At 56.0% G+C, this 25,227-nt stretch carries 21 protein-coding genes; 16 read left to right on the top strand and 5 right to left on the bottom strand.

What is annotated here, in order from left to right; genetic code table 11:
- The first annotated feature begins 4 nt into the window (after window positions 1–4).
- Entirely contained in the window at window positions 5–2,044 is a 2,040-nt protein-coding gene (gene cheA, locus C0560_RS12690) for a chemotaxis protein CheA (protein ID WP_248858669.1), read from the top strand.
- A gap of 20 nt (window positions 2,045–2,064) precedes the next feature.
- Entirely contained in the window at window positions 2,065–2,568 is a 504-nt protein-coding gene (gene cheW, locus C0560_RS12685) for a chemotaxis protein CheW (protein ID WP_095282421.1), read from the top strand.
- A gap of 83 nt (window positions 2,569–2,651) precedes the next feature.
- Here the strand turns inward: cheW and C0560_RS12680 are convergent, their stop codons facing one another.
- Window positions 2,652–3,911 carry a dicarboxylate/amino acid:cation symporter gene (locus C0560_RS12680; RefSeq protein ID WP_129036081.1) on the bottom strand — a complete coding sequence of 420 codons (1,260 nt, stop codon included), beginning with the start codon at window positions 3,909–3,911 and terminating at the stop codon, window positions 2,652–2,654.
- A 433-nt stretch (window positions 3,912–4,344) separates the two neighbouring features.
- On the opposite strand from C0560_RS12680, the gene C0560_RS12675 reads away from it, so the two are divergent.
- From C0560_RS12675 to cheZ, 11 genes are all read left to right on the top strand, one after another.
- The gene (locus tag C0560_RS12675; protein WP_100779749.1) at window positions 4,345–4,914 is read left to right on the top strand and encodes a spore coat protein U domain-containing protein; all 570 of its coding nucleotides are present in this window, start codon (window positions 4,345–4,347) and stop codon (window positions 4,912–4,914) included.
- 14 nt (window positions 4,915–4,928) lie between these two features.
- On the top strand, window positions 4,929–5,477 hold the full coding sequence (locus tag C0560_RS12670) for a spore coat U domain-containing protein (protein WP_100779750.1): 549 nt from the start codon (window positions 4,929–4,931) through the stop codon (window positions 5,475–5,477).
- Window positions 5,478–5,493: 16 nt separating this feature from the next.
- Window positions 5,494–6,243, top strand: a complete 750-nt coding sequence (locus tag C0560_RS12665; protein WP_107703348.1) for a molecular chaperone — start codon at window positions 5,494–5,496, stop codon at window positions 6,241–6,243.
- The gene (locus C0560_RS12660) at window positions 6,219–8,603 is read left to right on the top strand and encodes a fimbria/pilus outer membrane usher protein (protein ID WP_248858668.1); all 2,385 of its coding nucleotides are present in this window, start codon (window positions 6,219–6,221) and stop codon (window positions 8,601–8,603) included. Before C0560_RS12665 ends, C0560_RS12660 begins: the two co-directional genes overlap by 25 nt.
- Window positions 8,604–8,632: 29 nt before the next feature.
- Entirely contained in the window at window positions 8,633–9,565 is a 933-nt protein-coding gene (locus C0560_RS12655) for a spore coat protein U domain-containing protein (RefSeq protein ID WP_371923383.1), read from the top strand.
- An 84-nt stretch (window positions 9,566–9,649) separates the two neighbouring features.
- On the top strand, window positions 9,650–11,317 hold the full coding sequence (gene tar / locus C0560_RS12650; RefSeq protein ID WP_181826509.1) for a methyl-accepting chemotaxis protein II: 1,668 nt from the start codon (window positions 9,650–9,652) through the stop codon (window positions 11,315–11,317).
- 43 nt (window positions 11,318–11,360) lie between these two features.
- Window positions 11,361–12,962 (top strand): methyl-accepting chemotaxis protein IV, encoded by a 1,602-nt coding sequence (gene tap, locus C0560_RS12645; protein WP_123427562.1) that lies wholly within the window; start codon window positions 11,361–11,363, stop codon window positions 12,960–12,962.
- Between the two features lie 20 nt (window positions 12,963–12,982).
- The gene (cheR, locus tag C0560_RS12640; protein ID WP_100779756.1) at window positions 12,983–13,849 is read left to right on the top strand and encodes a protein-glutamate O-methyltransferase CheR; all 867 of its coding nucleotides are present in this window, start codon (window positions 12,983–12,985) and stop codon (window positions 13,847–13,849) included.
- Window positions 13,846–14,895: a chemotaxis response regulator protein-glutamate methylesterase gene (locus C0560_RS12635; RefSeq protein WP_100779757.1), complete on the top strand. Its 1,050-nt coding sequence runs from the start codon at window positions 13,846–13,848 to the stop codon at window positions 14,893–14,895. Before cheR ends, C0560_RS12635 begins: the two co-directional genes overlap by 4 nt.
- A 16-nt stretch (window positions 14,896–14,911) precedes the next feature.
- Window positions 14,912–15,301, top strand: a complete 390-nt coding sequence (cheY, locus tag C0560_RS12630; RefSeq protein WP_095282410.1) for a chemotaxis response regulator CheY — start codon at window positions 14,912–14,914, stop codon at window positions 15,299–15,301.
- A gap of 10 nt (window positions 15,302–15,311) precedes the next feature.
- Complete coding sequence (cheZ, locus tag C0560_RS12625; protein ID WP_100780859.1) at window positions 15,312–15,956, top strand: protein phosphatase CheZ; 645 nt, start codon at window positions 15,312–15,314, stop codon at window positions 15,954–15,956.
- A 44-nt stretch (window positions 15,957–16,000) separates the two neighbouring features.
- On the opposite strand, the gene C0560_RS12620 is transcribed toward cheZ, so the two are convergent.
- The 4 genes from C0560_RS12620 to C0560_RS12605 all read right to left on the bottom strand — a co-directional run bounded on the left by C0560_RS12620 (window position 16,001) and on the right by C0560_RS12605 (window position 21,120).
- A complete protein-coding gene (locus C0560_RS12620; RefSeq protein WP_248858664.1) occupies window positions 16,001–17,137 on the bottom strand; it encodes a fimbrial protein in 1,137 nt (378 codons plus the stop codon).
- Window positions 17,127–19,682: a fimbria/pilus outer membrane usher protein gene (locus tag C0560_RS12615; RefSeq protein WP_248858662.1), complete on the bottom strand. Its 2,556-nt coding sequence runs from the start codon at window positions 19,680–19,682 to the stop codon at window positions 17,127–17,129. The genes C0560_RS12620 and C0560_RS12615 overlap by 11 nt, the downstream gene beginning before the upstream one ends.
- An 8-nt stretch (window positions 19,683–19,690) precedes the next feature.
- On the bottom strand, window positions 19,691–20,383 hold the full coding sequence (locus C0560_RS12610) for a molecular chaperone (RefSeq protein ID WP_248858660.1): 693 nt from the start codon (window positions 20,381–20,383) through the stop codon (window positions 19,691–19,693).
- Window positions 20,384–20,514: 131 nt separating this feature from the next.
- Window positions 20,515–21,120 carry a fimbrial protein gene (locus tag C0560_RS12605; protein ID WP_248858658.1) on the bottom strand — a complete coding sequence of 202 codons (606 nt, stop codon included), beginning with the start codon at window positions 21,118–21,120 and terminating at the stop codon, window positions 20,515–20,517.
- 485 nt (window positions 21,121–21,605) lie between these two features.
- Here C0560_RS12605 and flhB point away from each other — a divergent pair, with 485 nt between their 5' ends.
- Genes flhB through C0560_RS12590 form a run of 3 tightly spaced genes read left to right on the top strand, consistent with a single transcriptional unit; the run spans window position 21,606 to window position 25,217 of the window.
- The gene (gene flhB / locus C0560_RS12600; RefSeq protein ID WP_100779762.1) at window positions 21,606–22,754 is read left to right on the top strand and encodes a flagellar biosynthesis protein FlhB; all 1,149 of its coding nucleotides are present in this window, start codon (window positions 21,606–21,608) and stop codon (window positions 22,752–22,754) included.
- On the top strand, window positions 22,747–24,825 hold the full coding sequence (gene flhA, locus C0560_RS12595; protein ID WP_248858657.1) for a flagellar biosynthesis protein FlhA: 2,079 nt from the start codon (window positions 22,747–22,749) through the stop codon (window positions 24,823–24,825). The genes flhB and flhA overlap by 8 nt, the downstream gene beginning before the upstream one ends.
- Complete coding sequence (locus tag C0560_RS12590) at window positions 24,825–25,217, top strand: flagellar protein FlhE (protein ID WP_100779764.1); 393 nt, start codon at window positions 24,825–24,827, stop codon at window positions 25,215–25,217. Before flhA ends, C0560_RS12590 begins: the two co-directional genes overlap by 1 nt.
- Window positions 25,218–25,227 lie beyond the last annotated feature (10 nt).

Below are 25,227 nucleotides of genomic sequence, written 5' to 3'. Positions count from 1 at the left end.
TAGCGTGAGCATGGATATTAGCGATTTTTACCAGACGTTTTTTGATGAAGCCGACGAGTTGTTGGCGGACATGGAGCAGCATCTGCTGGATTTAGTGCCTGAGGCACCGGATTCAGAACAGCTCAATGCCATTTTCCGTGCGGCACATTCCATTAAAGGTGGCGCCGGAACATTTGGTTTTACCATTTTGCAGGAAACTACCCATTTAATGGAGAACCTGCTGGATGAAGCTCGTCGCGGTGAGATGCAGCTCAACACCGACATTATTAACCTGTTTTTGGAAACCAAAGATATTATGCAGGAACAGCTCGACGCCTATAAAAGCTCGCAAGAGCCAGATGCTGCAAGCTTTGAATACATCTGCAACGCTCTGCGCCAGTTAGCTCTGGAAGCGAAGGGCGAAGTCGCTGCACCTGCGGTCAGCGCGGCAAAATTAAGCGTGGTTGATGCACTGGCGTCAGAAGACGCGACCCCGCCTGCAGCCGAAGCAAAGCTGCGCGTGGTGCTCTCACGTCTGAAAGAGAGTGAAGTGAATCTGCTGGAAGAAGAGCTGGGTAACCTGGCGACCCTGAGCAATATCGTTAAAGGCCCCGATAGTTTGGCAGCTACCATTGATGGTGGCATCGGTCAGGATGATATCGTCGCGGTGCTGTGCTTCGTGATCGAAGCCGACCAGATCACCTTTGAAACTGAAACGGCGGCTGCAGAAGCCCCTGTTGAGGTCGCGGAAGTGGTGTCTGCGCCTGACGTGAGCGTGCCAGCGGTGGTTGCCCCGACGCCCGTGCTGAAAGCCGTTCCCGGCGAATCGGCTGCGCCGAACCGCGCTGAACGTGAAAAACCAGCGGCCCGCAGCAGTGAATCCACCAGTATCCGCGTGGCGGTAGAGAAAGTCGATCAGCTGATTAACCTGGTGGGCGAACTGGTGATCACCCAGTCCATGCTGGCGCAACGTTCGAACGAACTGGACCCGGTGACCCACGGCGATCTGATTACCAGCATGGGTCAGTTACAACGTAACGCCCGCGATCTGCAGGAATCGGTGATGTCCATCCGTATGATGCCGATGGAGTACGTCTTCAGCCGCTTCCCGCGTCTGGTCCGCGACCTGGCCAGCAAGCTGAACAAACAGATTGAACTGACCCAGCTGGGGAGTTCAACCGAGCTGGATAAGAGCCTGATTGAGCGCATTATCGATCCGTTAACGCACCTGGTGCGTAACAGCCTCGATCACGGCATTGAATCCCCGGAAAACCGTATTGCGGCAGGGAAATCCCCGGTCGGTAACCTGATTCTGTCCGCAGAACATCAGGGCGGCAACATCTGCATTGAAGTCACCGATGACGGCGCAGGCCTGAACCGCGAGCGCATTCTGGCGAAAGCTCTTTCGCAGGGCATGCAGGTGAATGAGAACATGACCGATGAAGAGGTCGGCATGCTGATCTTCGCCCCGGGCTTCTCGACTGCCGAGCAGGTGACTGATGTGTCGGGCCGTGGCGTGGGCATGGACGTGGTGAAACGTAACATCCAGGAGATGGGCGGCCACGTTGAGATCAAGTCTAAGCAAGGTTCCGGCACCACTATCCGTATCCTGCTGCCACTGACGCTGGCGATCCTCGACGGGATGTCCGTGAAGGTCGCCGACGAAGTATTTATTCTTCCGCTGAATGCGGTGATGGAATCCCTGCAGCCGCGTGATGAAGATCTGCATCCGCTGGCCGGTGGCGAGCGCGTGCTGGAAGTGCGTGGCGAGTATCTCCCGCTGGTGGAACTGTGGAAAGTGTTTGAAGTCGACGGCGCGAAGACCGAAGCGACTCAGGGCATCGTGGTTATTCTGCAAAGCGCGGGGCGCCGCTATGCGCTGCTGGTCGATCAGCTGATTGGTCAGCACCAGGTTGTGGTGAAAAACCTCGAAAGCAACTACCGCAAAGTGCCAGGAATTTCAGCTGCCACCATCCTTGGCGATGGCAGCGTCGCACTGATCGTCGATGTGTCGGCGCTTCAGGGTTTAAATCGTGAACAACGTGTGGCGTACACAGCCGCCTGATTAGTTAAGAAGGTATAAACATGACCGGTATGAGTAATGTAACGAAACTGGCCGGCGAGCCATCAGGGCAGGAATTCCTGGTTTTCACTTTAGGCGATGAAGAGTACGGCATCGATATTCTTAAAGTGCAGGAGATTCGCGGCTACGATCAGGTGACTCGCATTGCCAACACACCTTCCTTTATCAAAGGTGTGACCAACCTGCGTGGTGTCATTGTCCCTATCGTCGATCTGCGCGTGAAGTTTAGCCAGGGTGACGTGGAGTATAACGACAACACTGTGGTAATCGTCCTGAACCTGGGCCAGCGCGTTGTGGGTATCGTGGTCGATGGCGTTTCTGACGTGCTGTCGCTGACCGCCGACCAGATCCGCCCGGCACCAGAATTCGCGGTAACCCTGTCCACCGAATACCTGACCGGTCTGGGCGCGCTGGGCGACCGTATGCTGATTCTGGTGAACATCGAGAAACTGCTGAACAGCGACGAGATGGCCCTGCTGGATATCGCGGCGAGCCACGTGGCGTGATGTGATGCCGGGGAGACCCGGCAGAGAATGGCATTAACAGAGAAAGCCGGGTGAGCGTCAGCGCTACCCGGCTTTTTTACCTCTTACGCTTCCTGCTCAATGAGTTCCGGCTCTTCTTCCAGCAGCCCTTCGTTTTGCGCCAGCATCGCCGTTGCAATTCCGTTGCCCAGCACATTAATTGCTGAACGACCCATATCGAGGAAATGGTCGATCCCCATCAGCAGCAAGATCCCTGCGACGGGAATGTTGAAGCTTGGGATGGTCGCGGCTAATACCACCAGCGCGGAACGTGGCACGCCTGCGATACCCTTGGAGGCCAGCATCAGCGTCAGCATCAGAACGGTGACTTCGGCGAAACTCAGATGAATATTGTAAGCCTGCGCGATAAACATCGACGCAAAGGAGCAGTACACCATCGAGCCGACCAGGTTAAAAGAGTAACCAATCGGCAGAACGAAGGAGACGATATTGCGGGAACAGCCGAAGCGGGTGAGCTGCTCCAGGGTTTTCGGGTAGGCCGCTTCGGAGCTGCTGGTGGTAAACGCGACCAGCACCGGATCTTTCAGCATGCTGACCAGGCGGAAAACCTCTTTTTTCAGCACCATGTATCCTACCGCCAGCAGCACCAGGCAGGTGAGCATAATCGCCACGTAATATCCGCCGATAAAGGAAGCGTAGTTGAGCAAAATCCCCAGCCCCTGAGTGGCGATGACTGACGAGATGGCTGCGAAAATCGCCAGCGGCGCAACGTACATCACATAGCCCGTGACTTTCAGCATGATGTGAGACACCACATCCAGCGCAGCGACGAGTGGGGCATTGAACTTCTCGCCCAGAGACGCGCCGCCGATGCCAAAGAACATCGAGAAAACGACGATTTGCAGAATTTCATTATTCGCCATCGCCCCGACAATACTGGTCGGAATGGTGTGCGACAAAAAGCCCTTCAGTGACATCCCGCTCACTGCCAGCCCGGTGTCGACAGAACCGGCGGGGATCGTCAGGTTCAGACCCGTACCCGGCTGTTCGAGAGTCACAATAAACAAGCCGACCAGAATCGACAGCACGGAGGAGCTGATAAACCACACCATCGCTTTACCGCCCACGCGGCCAATGGTGGAGGTTTCGCCAAGCTTCATAATGCCCACCGTCAGCGTACTAAACACCAGCGGCGCGATAACCATTTTGATCAGTCGGAGGAAAATATCGGTGAGGAGTGTGATGTTGTCTGCCCAGGTCGCGATCGCGTCGGCAGACGCGTACTCGTGAATGGCTGCCCCTGAAAGAATACCCGCCAGCATGAAAATCACGATGAACAACGTGAGTTTGTTTGCACTTGCCACGAAAAAAGACCCTCTGTTATGCGCTTAAGTTTCATCAGTGCGCTGAGTCATATAATTTTTTAATTTCAGCGCACAAATACATTCATCGCATAAATTGAAGTAAAGCGGATACAGATACAACTATTTTTTAAGTTTTATTGATTTTGTTATCTCTATGTGAACGATATATTGTGACCTAAATCACAGTATTATGAATATATCCTCCTGATGCCGACTTTTAAACCTGCCCGGTAAGTAATAACTGTCTGTTTTATATGAAAATAAAGTGTCAATACCGCAAAGGCATGAGACGAAGCGGAGCATGTGGTTGAACCCCGATCCATAAACTAAATTCACAATGAGTGCTCATTGGGAAGGTTAAGTGCTGCTAACGGATTGAGTACTCTCAATAAAATACGAAAAAACGAAGGGCACACTTCCTGGAGGGCTGTAAATGAAAAGTAAACTCCTTCTGATCTGTACGGGCGGCATGCTGGCGTTAGCGGCACATCAGGCGATAGCGGTGACCAGTAGCGGAACCATCGGCGCTACCCTGACGCTAACCAACGGTTGCCTGATCAACGGCTCTCCGACGCAAAACGGTATTAATTTCGGTAGCCTCGACTTCGGGACGCATCCCGCAACCTTCTCCACTCTGACTACCCAGCTTGCGGGGGCCAGCGGCGGGAATACCTTCACCATCCAGTGTACGACCGCCAGTTATACGGTGGCGATCACCGGAAACACCAACTCCACCGCGCCAGGCACCGTCGTCGGTACGCCGGGCACGCCCGCACGTTATCTGGTGAATACCGCCAACACCGCGCAGGGTGTGGCCTATAGCCTGTTTAGCGACAGCGGATTTAATAACATCATTGCCAACAACGCACCGCTCCCGGTGGCTTCCACCGCAGGCGGCGTCGACAGTTACACCCTGTATGGCCGCATCACCGGGGGCGGAAACAGCGTCACCGTGGTACCGGGAACCTATACGGACACCATTAACGTCAGTGTGACCTACTAGTTCAAGCGCCGGAAATGACCGAAGTTATCGCACGTCTGCGAAAAATCGCAGAGGGAAAACTGCGCCTTTTTTTTGCTCTCTGCGCCGGGTTAGTGACGGCGGGAACGGCGCACGCGGTCACCTCGCAGTCGTTTCAGGTGTCGGCGACGATAACGCCCGGCTGCTCGGTGACGACAGGCACCGGTGGGGTGCTCGGTACGCTTAACTTCGGTACGCGGTCGGGCGTCGCCACCGGGCAGGTCAGCACCAGTTTTGTGCCGAACGGATCTTTGTCGATCGCCTGCACACCGAATGTCGCGCTGAGTATGAGTATCGACGGCGGGCAACATTATTCTTCCGTGCGCCGAATGCAGCGCGCCAGCGGCACGGAAATGGTGGCCTACCGGCTGTACAGCAGCAGTTCGCTGGCGGCAAACAGTGAGATAGGGGTCAATCAGGCGGTGCCGGTGACCTATACCAATAGCAACAATATTGCGCTGCCGCTGTTTGGTGTGGCGCTTTTGACAGGGTTTAGCCCTGCCGGAACCTATTCAGATCAACTCACCGTGACGTTGTCATGGTGAAACAGGGAGAAGGGCAATGAAGGCACCAATGATTCGCTATGGCGTACTGGGGATGTGGGCGATGCTGGCCATGATGTCGGGACGGGCCAATGCGGCGGCGACGATTTTGCTCTGGCCGATTGACCCCTGGCTTTCGGCCGACACCAAAGCCACCGAGCTGTGGATCCAGAACCAGGGGAACAGCGCCACCACCATGCAGGTGCGCATTATGCGCTGGAAACAGGAGAACGGATTTGAGCGCTACACCGCTCAGCAGGATGTGGTTGCCAGCCCGCCGATTGTCACTATCGGCAAAGACGGCAAGCAGCTGATTCGCCTGATCAAACAGGGCAACGTTCCGATGGGCGTTGAGCAAGCCTACCGCATTATCGTCGATGAAATTCCCCAGCCTGCTGACAAATCTCAGCCTGAAATTGGCCTGAAAATCCAGATGCGCTACTCCATTCCGCTGTTCGTTTACGGACAAGGCATCCCAACAATAAAAGAGGGGGCGCATCACGCGCTGGCCGATACGCAAAATCTGAGCTGGAAGATTATTCAGGAAGGAGGAAAACCCGCGCTGCAGGTACGTAATCAGGGGGACGTTCACGTCCGTTTAAGCCAGGTGGTGCTGGATAAACGCACCATCGCTGACGGTCTGCTCGGCTATGTTCTCCCGGACAGCACCCGCAGCTGGCCGCTTCCGGCGGGCGTGCATCAGGCAAGCCAGATGAGTGCGCAAATTAATGCCGGGAATACGCAATGGCAGTCGGCGCCCGTCCACTGAAACCGGCGATGATTATCCTGCTTTGTGTCTCGACCAGCGCCTGGGCTGAATCTGGCGATGACAGTTTACCGCCCCCGCCAGATGCGCAGGCGATAAATAGCGAAGCAGTGTTTCAGCTCTCGGTGGTGATCAACCACTATGACACTGGACTGGTGGTCCCCGTCACGCAGCGCAACGGGACCTTTTTTATCTCCAGTGCGGATCTGCTGCGCGCGGGTTTACCGCCGGAGCAGGTGCCCAACGGTGAGGTTGATCTCTCCCGTCTCTCAAAGGTGCGCGTTGAATATGACAGCGCTGCCCAGCGCCTGCTGCTTAACGTCCCCCGCGACTGGATATCGGCCCGCGTTACCCCTTTTAGTGGCCAGCCGACCCAAAGCAAACCGCAGTACGGCAAAGGGGCGCTGCTCAATTACGATCTCTACACCAACCACACGGAGCATATTGGCGGCCAGGCGTCGCTCTGGCATGAGTTCCGCTATTTCAATGAAAACGGATCGCTCTCTTCAACGGGGTATACCCGCAAAAGTTTTGCCGGTGACACGGGCCAGCAGGAAGGGTACGTACGTTACGACACCACGGTGATGATCACCAACGAAGACGACGCCACAACCTGGACGGTCGGAGATGTGATTAGCGATGCCCTGAGCTGGAGCAGCAGCGTGCGCATGGGCGGGATCAGCTACGGACGCGACTTCTCCCTGCGCCCGGACCTCGTCACCTGGCCGCTGCCGGAGTTTTCCGGTGAAGCAGCGGTGCCGACCTCCGTGGATCTGTTTATCAACGGCTACCGCTCCGGCTCCACGCAGCTCCAGCCTGGCCCATTCACCCTGACCAATCTGCCCTACATCAATGGCGCAGGGGACGCCGTGCTGATCACCACCGATGCGCTCGGGCGTCAGGTCAGCACCACGATGCCGTTTTATGTCACCAGCGATCTGCTCAAACAGGGGCTGAGCGACGGGGCGGTGACGCTCGGCAGCCTGCGCCGCAACTACGGTATTGATAATTTCGACTACGGCCCGGCGGCGGGCAGCGGCTCGTATCGCTACGGCTTAACCGACTGGCTGACGCTGGAAGGGCACGGCGAAGCAGCCGAGGAGCTGGCGCTGGGCGGCGCAGGAACCGTGGTGAAACTGGGGCGCTACGGCGTGGTGAATTCTTCGTATACCCACAGCCGGATGCGCGGAGACAATGGCGGGCAGATTAACTGGGGCTATCAGTACAGTACCAGCGCGTTCAGCCTGGCGACGCAGCACTCCCGACGCGATCGCGGCTACGGCAACCTGGCGCTGTACGATCAGCCCACGATCTATGATGAACACGACCAGCCGATCGCCAGCCTCAGTCGCAACACGGATCAATATTCCCTGACCTTTAATCTCGGGGAGTACGGCAATATCGGCGCGGCGTGGATTGGCGTCGAGAGTTTTGATAGCCAAAAAACCGAGCTGCTGAATCTGTCATGGAGCCGCAACCTGTGGGGAAGCAGCAGCATCTATCTCGCCGCCAGCCGCGATCAACAGCGCGGCGACTGGACGGTGGCAATGACCCTGCAAATTCCGATTGGCGAACGCGACAGTGCCGCCGTCACCCTCGAAAACACGCCGGATTCCGGCAGCACCCAGCGCATAAACTACAACCACTCGATGCCGTCCGACGGCGGGCTAAGCTGGAACATGGCGTGGGCCAATCAGTCAAAATCACGCAACTACCAGCAAGGGACGCTGGGCTGGCGCAACAACAATATCGAAGTGCAGGGCGGCGGTTACGGCGAACAGGACATGATGACCTGGTGGGGCGAGGCGATGGGGTCCATCGTGCTGATGGACAACGAGCTGTTTGCGGCCAACAAAATCAACGATGCCTTTGTGGTGATCAGCACCGATGGTCACCCGGATGTACCGGTCAATTATGAAAACCAGCCGGTCGGTAAAACCAACCGCAATGGCTATTTGCTGGTGAGCGGCGTCTCGGCCTACTACCCGGCGAGTTACAGCATCAATACCCTGAATCTGCCCGCCGATACGCGGCTTAAGGAGACGGAGCGCCGGGTGGCGATTCGCCGTCATAGCGGTTTTCTGGTGGATTTCCCAATGGAGCAGGAGCGGGTGGCGAGCGTCATTTTGCACGATCCGCAGGGGCTGGCGATTCCGGTTGGCAGCCAGGTGCGGCGCGCCTCGCGCAGCACGGCGGTGGTCGGCTATGACGGTATCGCCTGGCTGGAAAATCTGACCGATGTGAACCCGCTGGAAGTGATTTTGCCGGAGGGGAAACGTTGCTACGCCACGCTGACGGTGGGCGCCAATCCGGAACATAAACTGCAAACTTTCGGGCCGCTGACCTGCCGGGAGGCCCCGTGAAACGTCTGCTGATCGCCCTGGTGCTCCTGATGCTCTCGGGCGGCAGCTGGGCGGCCTGTACCGTCAGTACCGTCAACGCTTCGTTTGGCAGCGTGACCTCGTTTGCCCTCAGCGGAACGGGCGAAGTTGAAACCACCGGCACGCTGGTGGTGAGCTGCGATGCGATCCTGAATTTACTCACCAATGACTCGGTCACCCTGAACTACACGGCGGCGACCGTCTCGGCCAACAGCCGCGCGACAATGAAACGCACGGACAATGCGGCCATCACCGACGTCATCCCCACGCGGCTGTGCGGGCTGTCGGGCTGTTCCGGCAGCAGCGAAGTGCAGATTGCCAAAGCCTACACCTGGAGTGGCAGTACGCTGTTAAATCTGCTGGGTGCCAAGCAGTACAACATTCCACTCTATTTTCGCACGGTGGCGGGGCAAAACGTGACGGCGGGGCCTTATCAGGTGGTGCTGACCTTTAGCATCAACTACAACGTCTGCTCCGTGGGGGCCGTGGGTTTATGCCTCACGCCACAAACTGGTACGGCGACGACCAGCATTACGCTGAACATGAACGTCACCAACAACTGTAGTGCGATGACCACGCCCAACGTCAACTTTAACAGCGCGCCGCTGGTGCAAAATTTCCCCGCCGTCTCGCAGGCCATTGCTGTCACCTGCACCAAGGGCAGCGTCTATACCATCGGCATCAATAATGGGGCGAACGCCCTCAACGGCGTGCGGCGGATGGTGAGCGGCAGCAACTACATGAGCTACGACATCTATAAAGAGGCGACCACCAACCGCTGGGGAGGCAGCGGCACCGAGCGCTGGACCAGCGCCACCTCATCGCAGCTGAGCGCTGACGGGCTTTTGCGTACCTATAACTACACCGCCAAAGTGCTGACCAGCCAGACTACACCTCCCGCCGGAACCTATAACGACACGTTGATCGTCGACGTCGCATTCTGAAATGACGCTTTTCCCTTTCGCAAATGTAAAGTTCCCTCAGCCTTTGCCGATAACACCGTTAATAAATCTTAGAGAAGGTGTTGTATGTTGAACCGTATCCGCGTTGTCACAATGCTGATGATGGTGCTGGTCATTTTCGCACTTCTTCAGCTTATTTCCGGTGGGCTGTTTTTCTCATCCTTAAAAAATAATCAGCAGAGCTTTGCTGTTTCGAACGATTTACGCCTCCAGCAAAGTGAACTGACGTCGACCTGGGATCTGATGCTGCAAACGCGCATCAACCTGAGCCGTTCTTCTGCGCGCATGATGATGGACCCGAACAACCAGCAAAGCAGCGCGAAAACGGATCTGTTGAAAAACGCCCGCGCAACCCTGGCTGACGCCGCAAAACATTACGACGCCTTCAAAAAGATTACGCCGCTGCCTTCGATGGTAGAGGTGAGCGAGAACATTGACGAAAAATACACCGCCTATGCGGCCGGGCTGACGGAGCTTATCCAGTTCCTTGAGAGCGGAAACATGGACGCCTATTTCGCCCAGCCGACGCAAGGGATGCAAAATGCCCTCGGTAAAGCGCTGGGGGAGTACGCCTCGGCCAGCAGCGAGCAGTATCACACCGCCTTTAACGAAAGTAAGGACGACTACCGCTTTGCCAAATGGCAAATGGCGATCCTCGCGCTGGCGCTGGTGATCGTGCTGGTGGGTGTCTGGTACGGCATTCGCGCGATTCTGCTGAATCCGCTGGGCCGGGTGATTGGTCACATTCGTGAGATTGCCAGCGGCGATCTGACAAAAACGCTGGTGATCTCCGGTCGCAACGAAATCACCGAGCTGGCGAGCAGCGTGGATCACATGCAGCGCTCTCTGACCGATACGGTGACGAATGTGCGTCAGGGTTCGGATGCGATTTACACCGGTACCAGCGAAATCGCCATGGGCAACAACGATCTCTCCTCGCGTACCGAAGAGCAGGCCTCCGCGCTTGAAGAGACCGCCGCCAGCATGGAAGAGCTGACCGCTACCGTGAAGCAAAACGCCGATAACGCCCGTCAGGCGGCACATCTGGCTGAAAGCGCCTCCGAAACTGCCCAGCGCGGCGGCAAGGTGGTCGATGGTGTGGTGAAAACCATGCACGAGATTGCCGGTAGCTCGAAAAAAATCGCCGATATTATCAGCGTGATCGACGGAATTGCCTTCCAGACAAATATCCTGGCCCTCAACGCCGCTGTCGAAGCCGCACGAGCGGGCGAGCAGGGGCGCGGATTTGCGGTGGTGGCCGGTGAAGTGCGCAACCTGGCAAGCCGCAGTGCCAACGCGGCAAAAGAGATTAAATCCCTGATTGAAGATTCCGTTGCGCGCGTCGATACCGGCTCGGTGCTGGTAGAGAGCGCCGGGGAAACCATGACCGACATCGTCAACGCAGTTACGCGCGTCACTGACATCATGGCGGAGATCGCTTCGGCATCCGATGAACAAAGCCGTGGGATTGACCAGGTGGCACTGGCGGTCTCGGAAATGGATCGTGTGACACAACAAAACGCCGCGCTGGTGCAGGAGTCCGCTGCGGCGGCCGCTGCGCTGGAAGACCAGGCGAGCCGTCTGAAGATGGCCGTCTCGGCGTTTCGCCTTACCTCTTCACCTCAAAATACGGTGGCGTCCAGGGCAGCACCTGCCGGGACCGCGCCTGCCGCAAGGGTGAAACACACTCGTGCGTCGGCAGCCGGACAAGAAGAAAACTGGGAAACATTTTGACTGATAGTTAACCGCGGCTGCTGGCCGCTTGATGGGAGCGTGGATGTTAAATCGTATTCGTATCTCGACCACACTGTTTTTGATTCTGATCCTTTGCGGTGTGTTGCAGGTTGGCAGTAATGGATTGTCTTTCTGGGCTTTTCGCGATGGCTATCAGAACTTACAGGAAGTTGAGACGAGTAATCAGCAGCGTTCCACGCTTGCACAAACGCGCGCAGTGCTTCTGCAGGCCAGCACTGCGCTGAACAAAGCGGGCACATTAACGGCATTGAGCTACCCGCCAGACGATATCAAGGCGCTGATGACCACCGCACGGGACAGCCTCAAGCAGGCCGACGCGCAATTTAAAGCCTTCAGTGCGCAGGAAGCGGTAAGCGATAAAGGGAAAGCGCTGAAAGCCGAAATGCAGAAGGGCTATGCCCAGTGGCACAGCGATCTGGATCATCAGGCGACCTGGCTTGAGAACAACCAGCTGTCAGACTTTCTGACCGCGCCGGTGCAGGACTCGCAGGCCGCGTTTGATAAAGGTTTTAACGCCTGGCAGCAGGATATCAATCTGTTCGTCGAAGAGGCGAGCAGCGACAGCCGGGCCAGCTACCACATGTCGGGCGTGATTTTCGCCACCATGGTGATTCTGGCGGCACTGTTGACCGGCGGGGCGCTGCTCTGGTCGCGCAAGATGATCGTATTGCCGCTGGCAATCATCAGCAGCCACTTTGACAGTATCGCTAAGGGCAATCTGGCGCGTCCGGTGGCGGTGTTCGGGAAAAACGAAATTTCCGCCATTTTTGCCAGCCTGAAAGCGATGCAAGGCTCGCTGCGTGAAACGGTGACCGATGTGCGTCAGGGCAGTTATGCCATGCACACCGGAATTTCTGAAATCGCGGCCGGGAACAATGATTTGTCGTCGCGCACCGAACAGCAGGCGGCCTCTCTGGCGCAAACGGCGGCCAGCATGGAACAGTTAACGGCGACCGTCAGCCAGAACGCCGACAACGCCCGTCAGGCGTCGGACCTGGCAAAACAGGCTGCGCTGACGGCGAAAAAGGGGGGCGATCAGGCCTCTAACGTCGCCACGACGATGCAGCAAATCGCCACCAGTTCGCAGAAAATTGGCGACATTATCAGCGTGATTGACGGTATCGCGTTCCAGACGAACATTCTGGCGCTGAACGCCGCGGTCGAAGCGGCACGGGCCGGTGAGCAGGGGCGTGGATTTGCCGTCGTGGCGGGTGAAGTACGTAATCTCGCCAGCCGCAGCGCCAATGCCGCGAAAGAGATTAAGGTGTTGATTGAAGAGTCCGTTTCCCGCGTACAGCAGGGATCGGAGCTGGTTGATACCGCCGCTCACACCATGACGGAGATTGTCACTTCCGTAACGCGTGTGAACGACATTATGGGCGAAATTGCTTCCGCCTCAGACGAACAGCGTCGCGGCATTGAGCAGGTTGCTCAGGCTGTCACGCAGATGGATCAGGTAACGCAACAGAACGCTTCTCTTGTTGAAGAAGCGGCTGCCGCTACTGACCAGCTCGCCAGTCAGGCCGATCATTTGACCAGCCTGGTGGCAGTTTTTAACGTGAAAGAGCAAGTCGAAACAGTAGCAGAAGTCGGGCGGTCGCAGGCCGTGCCAGTTGTATCCTGAAAGTGAATTAAGAAGGCGCTATGACCTCACCAAACCCCTCGGGGCAATCGTCATTATTGCAGCAAATGACCCAGCGCCTCGCGCTGTCCGACGCGCATTTTCGTCGGATATGTCAGTTGATTTACCAGCGTGCGGGGATTGTGCTTGCCGATCATAAGCGAGACATGGTCTACAACCGGTTAGTCCGGCGCTTACGCACACTGGAGCTGGATGATTTTGGCCGATATCTGGGCATGCTGGAGGCCAATCCGAACAGCGCAGAGTGGCAGGCGTTTATCAACTCCCTGACCACTAACCTGACAGCGTTTTTCCGTGAAGGTCACCACTTCCCGGTGCTGGCGGAACATGCCCGCCGTCGTAGCGGGGAATACCGCGTCTGGAGCGCAGCGGCGTCGACCGGGGAGGAGCCGTATTCGCTGGCGATTACCCTTGCCGATACGCTGGGCATGGCGCCCGGTCGCTGGAAGGTCTACGCCAGCGACATCGACACCGAAGTGCTGGAGAAAGCGCGCAACGGCGTCTATCGCCAGGACGAACTGAAAACCCTGTCGCCTCAACAGCTACAGCGGTACTTCATGCGCGGGACGGGGCCGCACGAAGGGCTGGTGCGCGTGCGCCAGGAGCTGGCAAATTGCGTGGAATTTGCTCCGGTGAATCTGCTTGATAAGCAGTACAACGTGCCGGGTCCTTTTGATGCAATTTTTTGCCGTAACGTGATGATTTATTTTGATAAAACGACGCAGCAGGAGATTCTGCGCCGTTTTGCTCCGCTGCTTAAGCCTGACGGCTTACTGTTTGCCGGGCATTCGGAGAACTTCAGCAACCTGGCCCGCGAATTTGTGCTGCGCGGGCAGACGGTTTATGCGCTGAGTAAGGAAAAAGCATGAGTAAGATCAGGGTGTTGTCTGTCGATGATTCCGCGTTGATGCGCCAGATCATGACTGAAATTATCAATAGTCATAGCGACATGGAAATGGTGGCGACAGCCCCGGATCCCCTGGTCGCGCGGGATTTAATCAAAAAATTTAACCCCGATGTGCTGACGCTGGACGTGGAGATGCCGCGCATGGATGGCATTGATTTCCTTGAGAAATTAATGCGCCTGCGTCCGATGCCAGTGGTGATGGTCTCCTCGCTGACCGGTAAAGGGTCAGAGATTACCCTGCGTGCGCTGGAGCTGGGGGCGGTGGATTTTGTCACCAAACCGCAGCTGGGCATTCGCGAAGGGATGCTCGCTTACAGTGAGATGATCGCCGAGAAGATCCGCACCGCGTCACGGGCGAAGCTGGCGGCGCATAAACCCGCAGGCGTGCCTGCCACGCTCAAAGCCGGGCCGCTGCTCAGTTCGGAAAAACTGCTGGTCATTGGGGCCTCAACGGGAGGAACAGAGGCAATTCGCCATGTACTCCAGCCATTGCCGCTCTCAAGCCCAGGTATTCTTATTACTCAGCATATGCCGCCGGGCTTTACCCGCTCATTCGCCGAACGTCTGAACAAGCTGTGTCAGATTAGCGTGAAAGAGGCAGAGGACGGCGAACGCGTCCTGCCGGGGCATGCCTATATCGCGCCGGGTGATAAGCATATGGAGCTGGCGCGCAGTGGCGCGAACTATCAAATCAAAATTCATGACGGTCCGCCGGTTAACCGGCACCGTCCGTCAGTGGATGTGCTGTTTCATTCGGTGGCGAAACACGCGGGGCGCAACGCCGTTGGGGTGATCCTGACGGGGATGGGTAACGACGGGGCCGCCGGAATGCTCGCTATGCACCAGGCTGGCGCCTGGACGATTGCGCAGAATGAAGCAAGTTGTGTGGTGTTCGGCATGCCGCGCGAGGCCATCAATATGGGTGGCGTGAGCGAAGTGGTCGATCTTAGCCAGGTTAGCCAGCAGATGCTGGCGAAAATCAGTGCCGGACAGGCAATACGTATTTAATGAGGAGTAGTTTTTTATGGCGGACAAAGAGCTCAGATTTCTGGTTGTGGATGACTTTTCCACCATGCGTCGTATCGTGCGCAACCTGCTGAAAGAGCTGGGTTTTAATAACGTTGAAGAAGCAGAAGATGGCGTTGATGCCCTGAACAAACTGCAGGCCGGTGGCTTTGGTTTTGTTATCTCTGACTGGAACATGCCTAACATGGATGGTCTGGAGCTGCTCAAAACAATTCGCGCTGATGGCAATATGTCCTCTCTTCCGGTTCTGATGGTGACTGCAGAAGCGAAGAAAGAGAACATTATTGCGGCAGCACAGGCGGGCGCAAGCGGTTATGTGGTGAAACCATTTACGGCGGCGACTCTGGAAGAGAAGCTCGGCAAGATCTTCGAGAAACTCGGCATGTGAGGTGCTGGTGATGATGCAACCTGCTATGAAACCGGTTGAAGAACATTCAGCCAACGAGATTATTGCCCGCATCGGCAGCCTGACGCGTATGCTGCGCGACAGCCTGCGCGAGCTGGGACTCGACCAGGCGATTGCCGAAGCGGCGGAAGCGATTCCCGATGCACGCGATCGTCTGGACTACGTTGTGCAGATGACCGCACAGGCAGCAGAGCGCGCCCTGAACAGCGTGGAAGCCTCTCAACCGCATCAGGATGAGATGGAAAAGGGCGCAAAAGCCCTGAGCAAACGCTGGGATGAGTGGTTCGAGAATCCGATCGAACTGGCCGATGCCCGCGAGCTGGTCACGGATACTCGCCAGTATCTGGGCGATGTCCCTGGACACACCAGCTTCACCAACGCGCAGCTGCTGGACATCATGATGGCGCAGGATTTCCAGGACCTGACAGGTCAGGTTATCAAGCGCATGATGGATGTGATTCAGGAAATCGAACGTCAGCTGCTGATGGTTCTGCTGGAAAACATGCCAGAGCCTGCTGCGCGTCCGAAACGTGAGAATGAAAGCCTGCTCAATGGCCCGCAGCTCGACACTTCCAAGGCGGGCGTTGTCGCAAGCCAGGATCAGGTGGACGATCTGCTGGACAGTCTCGGCTTCTAATCGCGACGGTTTTTCTCAGGCTGCAGCTGCAGCCTGAGAATCACTCAGCGCAAATCCATTTTTACCGTCACGTTCCCTTCAAATTTACCGGGTGCCGGCGTGGCATTCGTGGTGCTTACCGGTGCGGCTTTGATCTTCACTGATCCATTACCCTGCTCATCCATCGTCACCGGAAATGCGTAGCTGCCGTCGAGCTGGACGTCTTTATTGTCGTCTGTGAAGACCCTGACGCCGACGTCATCGCGGTCGAGCATTTTCGCGATCAGCGGATCGCTACTGTCGAGCACCCCCTGATCGGCGCTGAGGGTCATTCTGATGCGATCGTCGTTGCCAACCGCGTTATCGTCGCAGTGATAGGTAATATCCACATTTTTCAACGCATAGTTCATCGGCGGCTGACCTTTTGCCCGAAACTGCTTACTGACAATATTGCCCAGATCAACCTCAATGGTGCTGCCTTCATTGATGGTGCAACTGAGTGGGGCGGAGAGTGAACCACTGAGCCAGATAGTGGAGACCTGCTGGGCATCACCTGGATCACATTTCCCTGTGCCGAAATAGAGACAGGCATAGTTCTGCACCACGGCGGTAGGGGGGATGATCTCTTTGCCAAGAATCGGCTTTTTGACATGAAAGATCACGCCGATAACGTTCCAGCGGAACTGGCGTTTAACCGGAGCGGAATCCTCAGGTCGCGTGCTCTCGCTGCAGACGCTCGCGGTGCCTTCCGTCGCTTTGAATTTCTCTATCGTTTTTGACATCGAGCTCTGAGGCGTGGGGTACTCGTTAATATTGAGTCCCTCCAGGCCGGAACCATCCGGGGAATTACTCGCATCGACATACCCCTTAACGTTAATGTCCAGTTTATCAGTGAGAGCACCGTAGCCACTCGTGCCCTGTGGAAGCGGACTGCCTGCCAGGGTTAATTCATAAATCGTCGTCGATTCCGTCATGTTTTTAGGGCAATCACAGTTGGCTTCCATGACTGTACTTTCCCCGACCAGGTGTTCGGGTATATCCACATCCTGTCCCGCTTTATTGTCGCTGGCGTTGAGATCGCCGTCATAAGCAACGTGATAATCCTGAGGGACAAAGCAGTTGCGCAAAATGGTCGCAGCCTGCGTGGTGACAGGGACGGACAGGCACAGCAGTACCCAGAGGGATTTGGCGTTAATTAACATGTTTTTCTTCCTGCTTACAAAGCGCGCTGACGGAGCGGATACCCGCCGGGTTGGACGTGGCTACTCTCGTGCTAATCGGGACGCTGGCCGTACATTGCTGATCCGCACCCTCGCCCCATTTCACATTTAACTGAACGGTGTCCGAGACCCCGGCGAGATAAACGGTGCCCGTATCGTCGACAATGCCGCTGATGACCGGAGATACAGCGGTGGCGATGGCGGCAAAAGGCACTGTGCTGCCATCGGGGCGCGTGAGGGTAATCAGCGCGCGATAGCCGACATGGGCATCAAAGCTTGCTGTTACGGCGGCGTTACGGGAGGGAATGACCGTGACGGCGGTTTCGCTGGTATCGACATCCTCCGGCAGGCTGGTGGTATCGACGCGGATGCTGTTTTCCTGATAAGGGGTGAGCGATGGGATCACGGCATTTCCCTGCCAGTCAGTCTGAATACCGCGCTGGTTCTGGAAACGTACGCCAGAGGCATGGTTAGCATTGACGATGGCAAACTGGCTACCCAGCGGCTGAGCCAGGGTAATTCCATGAGGGTGGGCGACCACCGCACCGCTCATGCCGTAGCTCAACTGCTGCGATTTGTCGGATGAAGTGTAATACCCGGCGTTCAGATTGGCGTACTGCGAGCGATAGCTGCCGTACAGACTGCTGGTGTCATCGCCGTCATGGTTGGAATGACTTTGCTGCAGCGAATAGTTGAGCCGTTCGTCATCCAGCAGCGTCCCGTTTAGCCCGATGTTTTGCCGCGTGTACCCGTGCTTGCTGTTGCTCAGGTTATAGCTGCTCCAGGCGCGTGGCAGCCATTTGCTCAGCGGGACGCTAAAGCCAAGGGAGACCATCTGATCGCTCTCGTCTTCCTCGGTTTTGCTGTAGGTATAAGCCAGGTGAATGCTGATACTTTCCACCACGGTATTGAGGCCCGCTGAGAGGCTGCGCTCTTTCTGGGACGTCTGCCAGAAGTCCTGCTGATAACCATTGAGATAAAAACTGACGCCAGCAATATTCTGGCTGATGCTGGCCTGAATGCGGTTACGTTTGTTGTACTGGAAGAGCAGATCGTTTTCATGCTGATCGTATTTCTGGTTGGCGTCGGCAAAGCTGTAGTAGCCGCTGGTGGAGTAGCGATAGCTGGCGAGGGTGAAGTTGGTGTCGGTGGTATCAATTTTGCCTGAGTAGAGCAGGCGGTATGACTGCCCGGAACGCTCGGTATGATTATCGAGCTGGGTTTTCGCGGTTGTCACATCCGCCGACACCGTACCGAAACGTCCCAGCGCAACCCCTGCACCGGTATTGACCGCCTGATAGTCCTCTGACGCCGTAACACCGCCAAACAGCGTCATGCTGTTGTTCACACCATAGATCGCGCTTCCCTGCACAAACAGCGGTTCATTCTGATCGCTCCCGCTGTCTGCGCGATAGCGTGCGGCGGTGAATTCATACTTCAGATGTCCAGGTCGCTGCATGACGGCGATGCTGGAGTAGGGCAGGGTGAAATGATGCTCGGTGCCATCGGCCTCTTTGACGGTGACATCAAGATCGCCGCTGTTGGTTGTGGAGTAGAGGTCGTTGATTTCAAACGCGCCGGGGGCAACGTTCTGCTGATAGATCAGATAACCGTTCTGGCGCACCGACACTTCGGCATTGGAGCTGGCAATACCGCGGATAACCGGGGCGAACCCGCGCTGGCTGTAGGGCAGCATCTCTTCGTCCGACGCGATGTTAATGCCGCGATACTGCAGGCTGTCGAATACCTCGCCCTGAGTGCTGCTTTCGCCGCCCGTAAACTGTGCTTTCAGGGCATCAAGATCGTGCTGCACGAAGGTGTTAACCGTGTCCCAGCTGTTGTCGTCGTCGGTTTTGCTCCAGGTGGAATAGTTACGCACGCGCCAGCCGCCCAGGTTCGCGCCGCTGCGCATATTGAGGTACTGATTGCTGGTCGTGTTTTTGTCGCTGTCCTGATTTTGCGAGCCGGAAAACGCGTAATCCGTGAACGCCACCGGCACGCCATCATCCCAGCGGGAAGGGGCGATGTAGTCTCTGCCATTAGCCGCAATGGCGGCCTGCGGAATGCTCAGATGCAGCGTCATGGCGGAAAAGTCGAACGTCGCCGAGGCCTGTGGAATGTATTCTCCTAAAGGCTTAGGGAGCGCAGACGACGCATCCAGAACCGTCAGCGCCGGAAACTTATCAATATCGACGCCCCATTTTCGCAGCATATCAGGGGTCAGCTGCGCCACCAGTTCACCCCTTTTGCCGCCAAGATAAGTAATACTGGCGTCGCCCACACGCAGATCGTTGAGCAGAATGCGGGAAGGGTAAACGCCGGGTAGCTGGGTGTTCGAGTGTGAAAAGAGTGACAGGTCGATATCCTGCTGCGGCAGCTGATCGCCTTCCAGGGCAGAAGGTGAAAAATGGTACTCTCGGGTATGTGCGGCGGATGAAAGCATCAACGCCACGCCGCCAAGGCAACGTACGAGCGCATTTATGCGCCAGGCACGCTGCCTGGAAATAGAAGCGAGTCCTTTGGCCATGGCGTTTCCTATCCCTGACCCAGGGTGGCAATGTATTTGGCGGAAGCGTTGCCATAATCGGTGATGCATCGCCAACTGACCTGGCTGCCAGCCGCACTCTCAGGCACGGGGATCTCCACGATCGACTGAGGCGTGACCATATCGGCTTTCTCAAGCGTTGCGTTACCCAGTTTCAGGTTGTCAAAGGTGATATGAAAAGCCCCCTCGTTGGTCACCGTCAGCGGCTTGCCGTGACGGGAAAAACGCAGGTTTTTGCAGGTTTCATCAGGGTCGCCCTTCAGCCCTTTTGGACGCCAGAACAGCTTGATACGCGTTTTGTAGATCAGGCGTAACACATTCTTATCGTCGTCCTCCGCCGCGGTGGCAGGAATGGTACGAACGTTCATATAAAACAACGACTCTTTGTTCTCGGGGATTGCTGTTCCGTTCCAGGCGATCCTCAGACTTTGTTCTTTCTGGGGCTCAAGACGAAATAACGGCGGGGTGACGATAAAAGGCCCGCGAGTTTTACCGTTTCCCGTATCCGTCCAGGATTGAATCAACCAGGGAAGTTCAGTTTCTTTATTTGTCAGCGGAAGTGAAACCTCCTTTTTACCGGCATCGTAGACGATCCTCGTACGCCCAACCTGGATGCCTGCCGCATGGCTGAATGAAGAAAATATAACAGGTGTCAGTAATAGAATTAGCGGATAAATACGCATGCGTAATATTTGTCCTGATCTAAAATAATGGCTCAGAAGTATGGAGTGAGTTAGGTATTTCTTATAAATGCCCATTCGAGAATATACTTCTTTGCGGAAGTATTGATATCAGGAATGGGCTGGACGGACGATTAACGATAAATAATATTAACCGTCATATCCGCATCGGCAGGGCCGGGTGTGACCTTTTCAGCAAACGATCGATAGCGCGCATTGAAATTGGCGCTAATTGTGTCGGTGGTTTTGGTAGGAAGTTCGATATAGACCTGATCTTCCGCTCCGTCCATTGTGATAAGGTCTTCATCCGCGCCATCAAGGCTCACAGCGATACCCACACCCGTAGCGGCTGTTGCCCCGGCAGTCGTTATCTTGCTGACATCAAGCAGGTTTTTCGTCTTTGTCAGGGTGGTGGCACCGGTAAAGGTCAGTTGAATAGACGGAAGGCCATCACTTTTCAACGGACAATCTTTCAGGGTTATTTTGAAGGGCGTCAAGGGTGACTCAACACCGGGCGCTGTAAATAAAGTCGTGGTATAGGTGCCCAGGGGAACGGTACTGTCTGTACCATCATCGCCGTCAATGACACAGCTTGGCTCAATAATTTCCCCTGTGAAATGAATCTTTCCTGCATTCATTTCTGCAGCGAATGTACTTACTGAAGTCAGCGCCATCAATGCGCCAGAAATAATAGGGTACCTGAGTTTCATAATCAGAACGTCCTTAACAATAAATTCCATGTTGAGATTACTGGTGAAAGTGAACTTAATAAATAACGTTATTTCACACGCCAGTATAAAAGGTATTTGCTTCGGACGGAAGTATGGCTTAATTGATATTATATAGGGTAATTTATTCGAACTTGACTGTAAAGTGTTCACCGGTTTGTGTTATTAAATAATTCTCAGATTAATAATGTTAAGCATGATTACCATTATAAACGTGTTGATATTTATTGTTATTTTGGTGTTATGAGTGCTTTGTGGTTAATCGAGGTAAAGCGTTTGCAAGACGCGTTTAAACAACACAAAAGACGTTTATTTCATTTTATAAACCACATTAACCGTGCGCTGAAAAGTCTAAAATTAGACACAAAATTTTTAAGCCTGGTGAGTTTTGGCCGTTAAACAGGCTAAAAACGGCAAGTTATACAGGCTTTTCCGTCCATTGAGTTGGGTGTGCTCTGGCATGATACGCGTGACGAAATGGGCAGAGAGCGCGCACTGTGGCAGAAGACAGCGACGACAAAACAGAAGCCCCCACACCCCACCGACTAGACAAAGCGCGTGAGGAAGGGCAAATCCCCCGATCCCGAGAGCTGACATCCCTGCTGATTTTAATCGTAGGTGTATGCATTATCTGGATGGGCGGGGAGTCGTTTGCCCGCAGACTGGCGGGAATGCTCTCGGCCGGGCTGCGTTTCGACCACAGTATGGTGAATGATCCCAACCTGATCCTCAGCCAAATCATTTTGCTGATTAAAGACGCGATGATCGCGCTGTTGCCGTTGATTACCGGTGTGGTGATTGTGGCCCTGGTCTCGCCCGTTATGCTGGGCGGCCTGGTGTTCAGCACGAAATCTCTGCAGCCCAAATTTTCCAAACTCAATCCGTTTCCCGGCATTGCCAAAATGTTCTCGGCGCAAACGGGGGCGGAGCTGCTCAAAGCGATTCTGAAATCCGTTCTGATGGGGAGCACCGCCGGGTTTTATCTCTGGCACCACTGGCCCGATATGATGCGCTTGATCAGCGAATCCCCTTTGACGGCCATGAGCAACGCCATGAATTTGGTCGGGCTGTGCGCGGTGCTGGTGGTGCTCAGCATTATTCCGATGGTGGGATTTGACGTCTTCTTCCAGATTTACAGCCATATCAAAAAATTACGTATGTCACGGCAGGATCTTCGTGACGAATACAAACAGATGGAAGGTGACCCTCATGTGAAGGGGCGTATTCGTCAGATGCAGCGCGCGGCTGCGCGTCGTCGCATGATGGAAGATGTTCCGAAAGCGGACGTGATCGTCACCAACCCGACCCACTACTCCGTGGCGCTGAAGTACGATGAAAACAAAATGAGTGCGCCAAAAGTGGTGGCGAAAGGGGCGGGACTTATCGCCCTGCGCATCCGTGAAATTGGCGCTGAACACCGCGTGCCGGTCCTGGAAGCCCCGCCGCTGGCGCGTGCTCTGTATCGTCATGCTGAAATTGGACAGCAAATTCCTGGTCAGCTCTACGCCGCTGTGGCGGAAGTGCTGGCCTGGGTCTGGCAGCTGAAACGCTGGCGTTTGGCAGGCGGTCAACGACCTGTGAAACCTGAAAATCTGCCGGTGCCTGAGGCACTGGATTTTATGAACGAGAAGGACACTGATGGCTAATCTGGTGGCAATGTTGCGCCTGCCCAGCAACATGAAATCGACGCAATGGCAGATCCTTGCCGGGCCGATTCTCATCCTGCTAATTTTGTCGATGATGGTGCTGCCGTTGCCAGCATTTATCCTCGACCTGCTTTTCACATTCAACATTGCGCTCTCGATTATGGTGCTGCTGGTGGCGATGTTCACCCAGCGTACCCTTGAGTTTGCGGCGTTCCCGACCATCCTGCTGTTCACCACCTTGCTTCGCCTGGCGCTGAACGTGGCGTCAACGCGTATCATTCTGATGGAAGGGCATACGGGCGGTGCAGCGGCGGGTAAAGTGGTTGAGGCCTTTGGTCACTTCCTCGTCGGTGGCAACTTTGCTATTGGTATCGTGGTGTTCGTTATCCTCGTTATCATTAACTTCATGGTTATCACCAAAGGTGCGGGCCGTATCGCTGAAGTCGGCGCCCGTTTTGTCCTCGACGGGATGCCGGGCAAACAGATGGCGATTGACGCCGATCTCAACGCCGGGCTGATTGGCGAAGATGAAGCGAAAAAGCGCCGTTCCGACGTTACTCAGGAAGCGGACTTCTACGGTTCGATGGACGGTGCGAGTAAATTCGTGCGCGGGGATGCCATCGCCGGGATCCTGATCATGGTGATTAACATCGTCGGTGGTCTGCTGGTGGGTGTTCTCCAGCATGGCATGGACATGGGCCATGCGGCGGAAAGCTATACGCTGCTGACGATCGGTGACGGTCTGGTGGCGCAGATCCCGGCGCTGGTGATCTCAACCGCGGCGGGTGTGATCGTGACCCGCGTAAGCACCGACGAAGACGTCGGTCAGCAGATGGTCAGCCAACTGTTCACTAACCCGAACGTGCTGATGCTCTCTGCGGCGGTACTGGGCCTGCTTGGCCTTGTCCCGGGCATGCCAAACTTTGTTTTCCTGCTGTTTACTGGCGCTTTGCTGGGGCTTGCCTGGTGGCTGCGTGGACGCGAAACCAAACCGGCAGCTGAACCGGCACCGGTCAAAATGCCGGAAAATAATCAGTCGGTGGAAGCCACCTGGAACGACGTCCAGCTGGAAGATTCCCTCGGGATGGAAGTGGGCTATCGCCTGATCCCGATGGTTGATTTCCAGCAGGACGGCGAGCTGCTGGGCCGTATCCGCAGTATCCGTAAAAAATTCGCCCAGGATATGGGCTTCCTGCCGCCGGTGGTGCACATCCGCGACAACATGGATCTGCCGCCTGCGCGCTATCGCATTTTAATGAAAGGTGTAGAGATTGGCAGCGGCGATGCCTATCCGGGGCGCTGGCTGGCGATTAACCCAGGCACAGCGGCGGGTACGCTGCCGGGCGAACAGACCATCGATCCGGCCTTTGGCCTGGCGGCAATCTGGATTGAAAGTGCGCTGAAAGAGCAGGCGCAGATCCAGGGCTATACGGTGGTGGAAGCCAGTACCGTCGTGGCGACACACCTGAACCACCTGATTGGGCAGTTCTCGGCGGAGCTGTTTGGCCGTCAGGAAGCGCAGCAGTTGCTCGACCGCGTCACCCAGGAGATGCCGAAGCTGACAGAAGATCTGGTGCCGGGCGTAGTAACGTTAACCACGCTGCACAAAGTGCTGCAAAACCTGCTCGACGAAAAAGTGCCGATCCGCGATATGCGCACCATTCTGGAAACCCTGGCGGAACATGCGCCATTGCAGAGCGATCCGCACGAACTCACCGCCGTGGTGCGTGTGGCGCTGGGCCGTGCCATCACCCAGCTGTGGTTCCCTGGCTCCGGCGAAGTGCAGGTGATTGGTCTCGATACGCCGCTTGAGCGTCTGCTGCTGCAAGCGCTGCAGGGCGGTGGCGGCCTGGAGCCGGGTCTGGCAGACCGTCTGCTGGCGCAAACGCAAGAGGCACTGGCGCGTCAGGAGATGCTTGGCGCTCCGCCGGTTCTGCTGGTGAATCACGCGCTGCGTCCGCTGCTCTCTCGCTTCCTGCGCCGCAGTCTGACGCAGCTGGTGGTACTGTCGAATCTGGAACTGTCGGATAACCGTCATATTCGTATGACGGCGACCATCGGAGGCAAATAATGCGTCACTGGCTATGGATTTTACTGTTCCCGATGTTAGCTCAGGCCGCCGGGGAAGGCACCTGGCAGGCGAGCAGTATTGGTATCACCCTGAGCAATCGCGGGGTATCGGCTTCGTCGCGACCGCTTTCCGCCTCAGAACCGGCCTCCGGGCTGATGACGCTGGTGGTCTGGCGTTATCAGCTAATTGGCCCGACGCCTGCGGGCCTGCGCGTACGCCTGTGCTCGCAGACGCGCTGCACTGAACTGGACGGTGAAAGTGGCACCACGCACGCTTTCAATGGCGTGCCTGCCGTTGAGCCGCTGCGTTTTGTCTGGGAAGTCCCGGGCGGAGGACGTCTGATCCCCGCACTCAAAGTCCAAAGCAACGAAGTGATTGTGAATTACCGCTAATTGCCTGCCT

Origin of the sequence: Lelliottia sp. AC1, from assembly GCF_023278595.1 — a bacterium.
GTDB classification, from domain to species: domain Bacteria; phylum Pseudomonadota; class Gammaproteobacteria; order Enterobacterales; family Enterobacteriaceae; genus Enterobacter; species Enterobacter nimipressuralis.
The sequence above is the reverse complement of the archived record's forward strand: the minus strand, read 5'-3'. Positions and strand labels throughout refer to the sequence as shown.

Bases quoted from the DNA above. Each gene is read 5' to 3' on its own strand.
- cheW (WP_095282421.1), top strand. From the start codon at position 2,065: ATGACCGGTATGAGTAATGTAACGAAACTGGCCGGCGAGCCATCAGGG.
- C0560_RS12675 (WP_100779749.1), top strand. From the start codon at position 4,345: ATGAAAAGTAAACTCCTTCTGATCTGTACGGGCGGCATGCTGGCGTTA.
- C0560_RS12670 (WP_100779750.1), top strand. From the start codon at position 4,929: ATGACCGAAGTTATCGCACGTCTGCGAAAAATCGCAGAGGGAAAACTG.
- C0560_RS12665 (WP_107703348.1), top strand. From the start codon at position 5,494: ATGAAGGCACCAATGATTCGCTATGGCGTACTGGGGATGTGGGCGATG.
- C0560_RS12660 (WP_248858668.1), top strand. From the start codon at position 6,219: ATGGCAGTCGGCGCCCGTCCACTGAAACCGGCGATGATTATCCTGCTT.
- C0560_RS12655 (WP_371923383.1), top strand. From the start codon at position 8,633: ATGCTCTCGGGCGGCAGCTGGGCGGCCTGTACCGTCAGTACCGTCAAC.
- tar (WP_181826509.1), top strand. From the start codon at position 9,650: ATGTTGAACCGTATCCGCGTTGTCACAATGCTGATGATGGTGCTGGTC.
- tap (WP_123427562.1), top strand. From the start codon at position 11,361: ATGTTAAATCGTATTCGTATCTCGACCACACTGTTTTTGATTCTGATC.
- cheR (WP_100779756.1), top strand. From the start codon at position 12,983: ATGACCTCACCAAACCCCTCGGGGCAATCGTCATTATTGCAGCAAATG.
- C0560_RS12635 (WP_100779757.1), top strand. From the start codon at position 13,846: ATGAGTAAGATCAGGGTGTTGTCTGTCGATGATTCCGCGTTGATGCGC.
- cheY (WP_095282410.1), top strand. From the start codon at position 14,912: ATGGCGGACAAAGAGCTCAGATTTCTGGTTGTGGATGACTTTTCCACC.
- cheZ (WP_100780859.1), top strand. From the start codon at position 15,312: ATGATGCAACCTGCTATGAAACCGGTTGAAGAACATTCAGCCAACGAG.
- C0560_RS12620 (WP_248858664.1), bottom strand. From the start codon at position 17,137: ATGTTAATTAACGCCAAATCCCTCTGGGTACTGCTGTGCCTGTCCGTC.
- C0560_RS12615 (WP_248858662.1), bottom strand. From the start codon at position 19,682: ATGGCCAAAGGACTCGCTTCTATTTCCAGGCAGCGTGCCTGGCGCATA.
- C0560_RS12610 (WP_248858660.1), bottom strand. From the start codon at position 20,383: ATGCGTATTTATCCGCTAATTCTATTACTGACACCTGTTATATTTTCT.
- C0560_RS12605 (WP_248858658.1), bottom strand. From the start codon at position 21,120: ATGGAATTTATTGTTAAGGACGTTCTGATTATGAAACTCAGGTACCCT.
- flhA (WP_248858657.1), top strand. From the start codon at position 22,747: ATGGCTAATCTGGTGGCAATGTTGCGCCTGCCCAGCAACATGAAATCG.
- C0560_RS12590 (WP_100779764.1), top strand. From the start codon at position 24,825: ATGCGTCACTGGCTATGGATTTTACTGTTCCCGATGTTAGCTCAGGCC.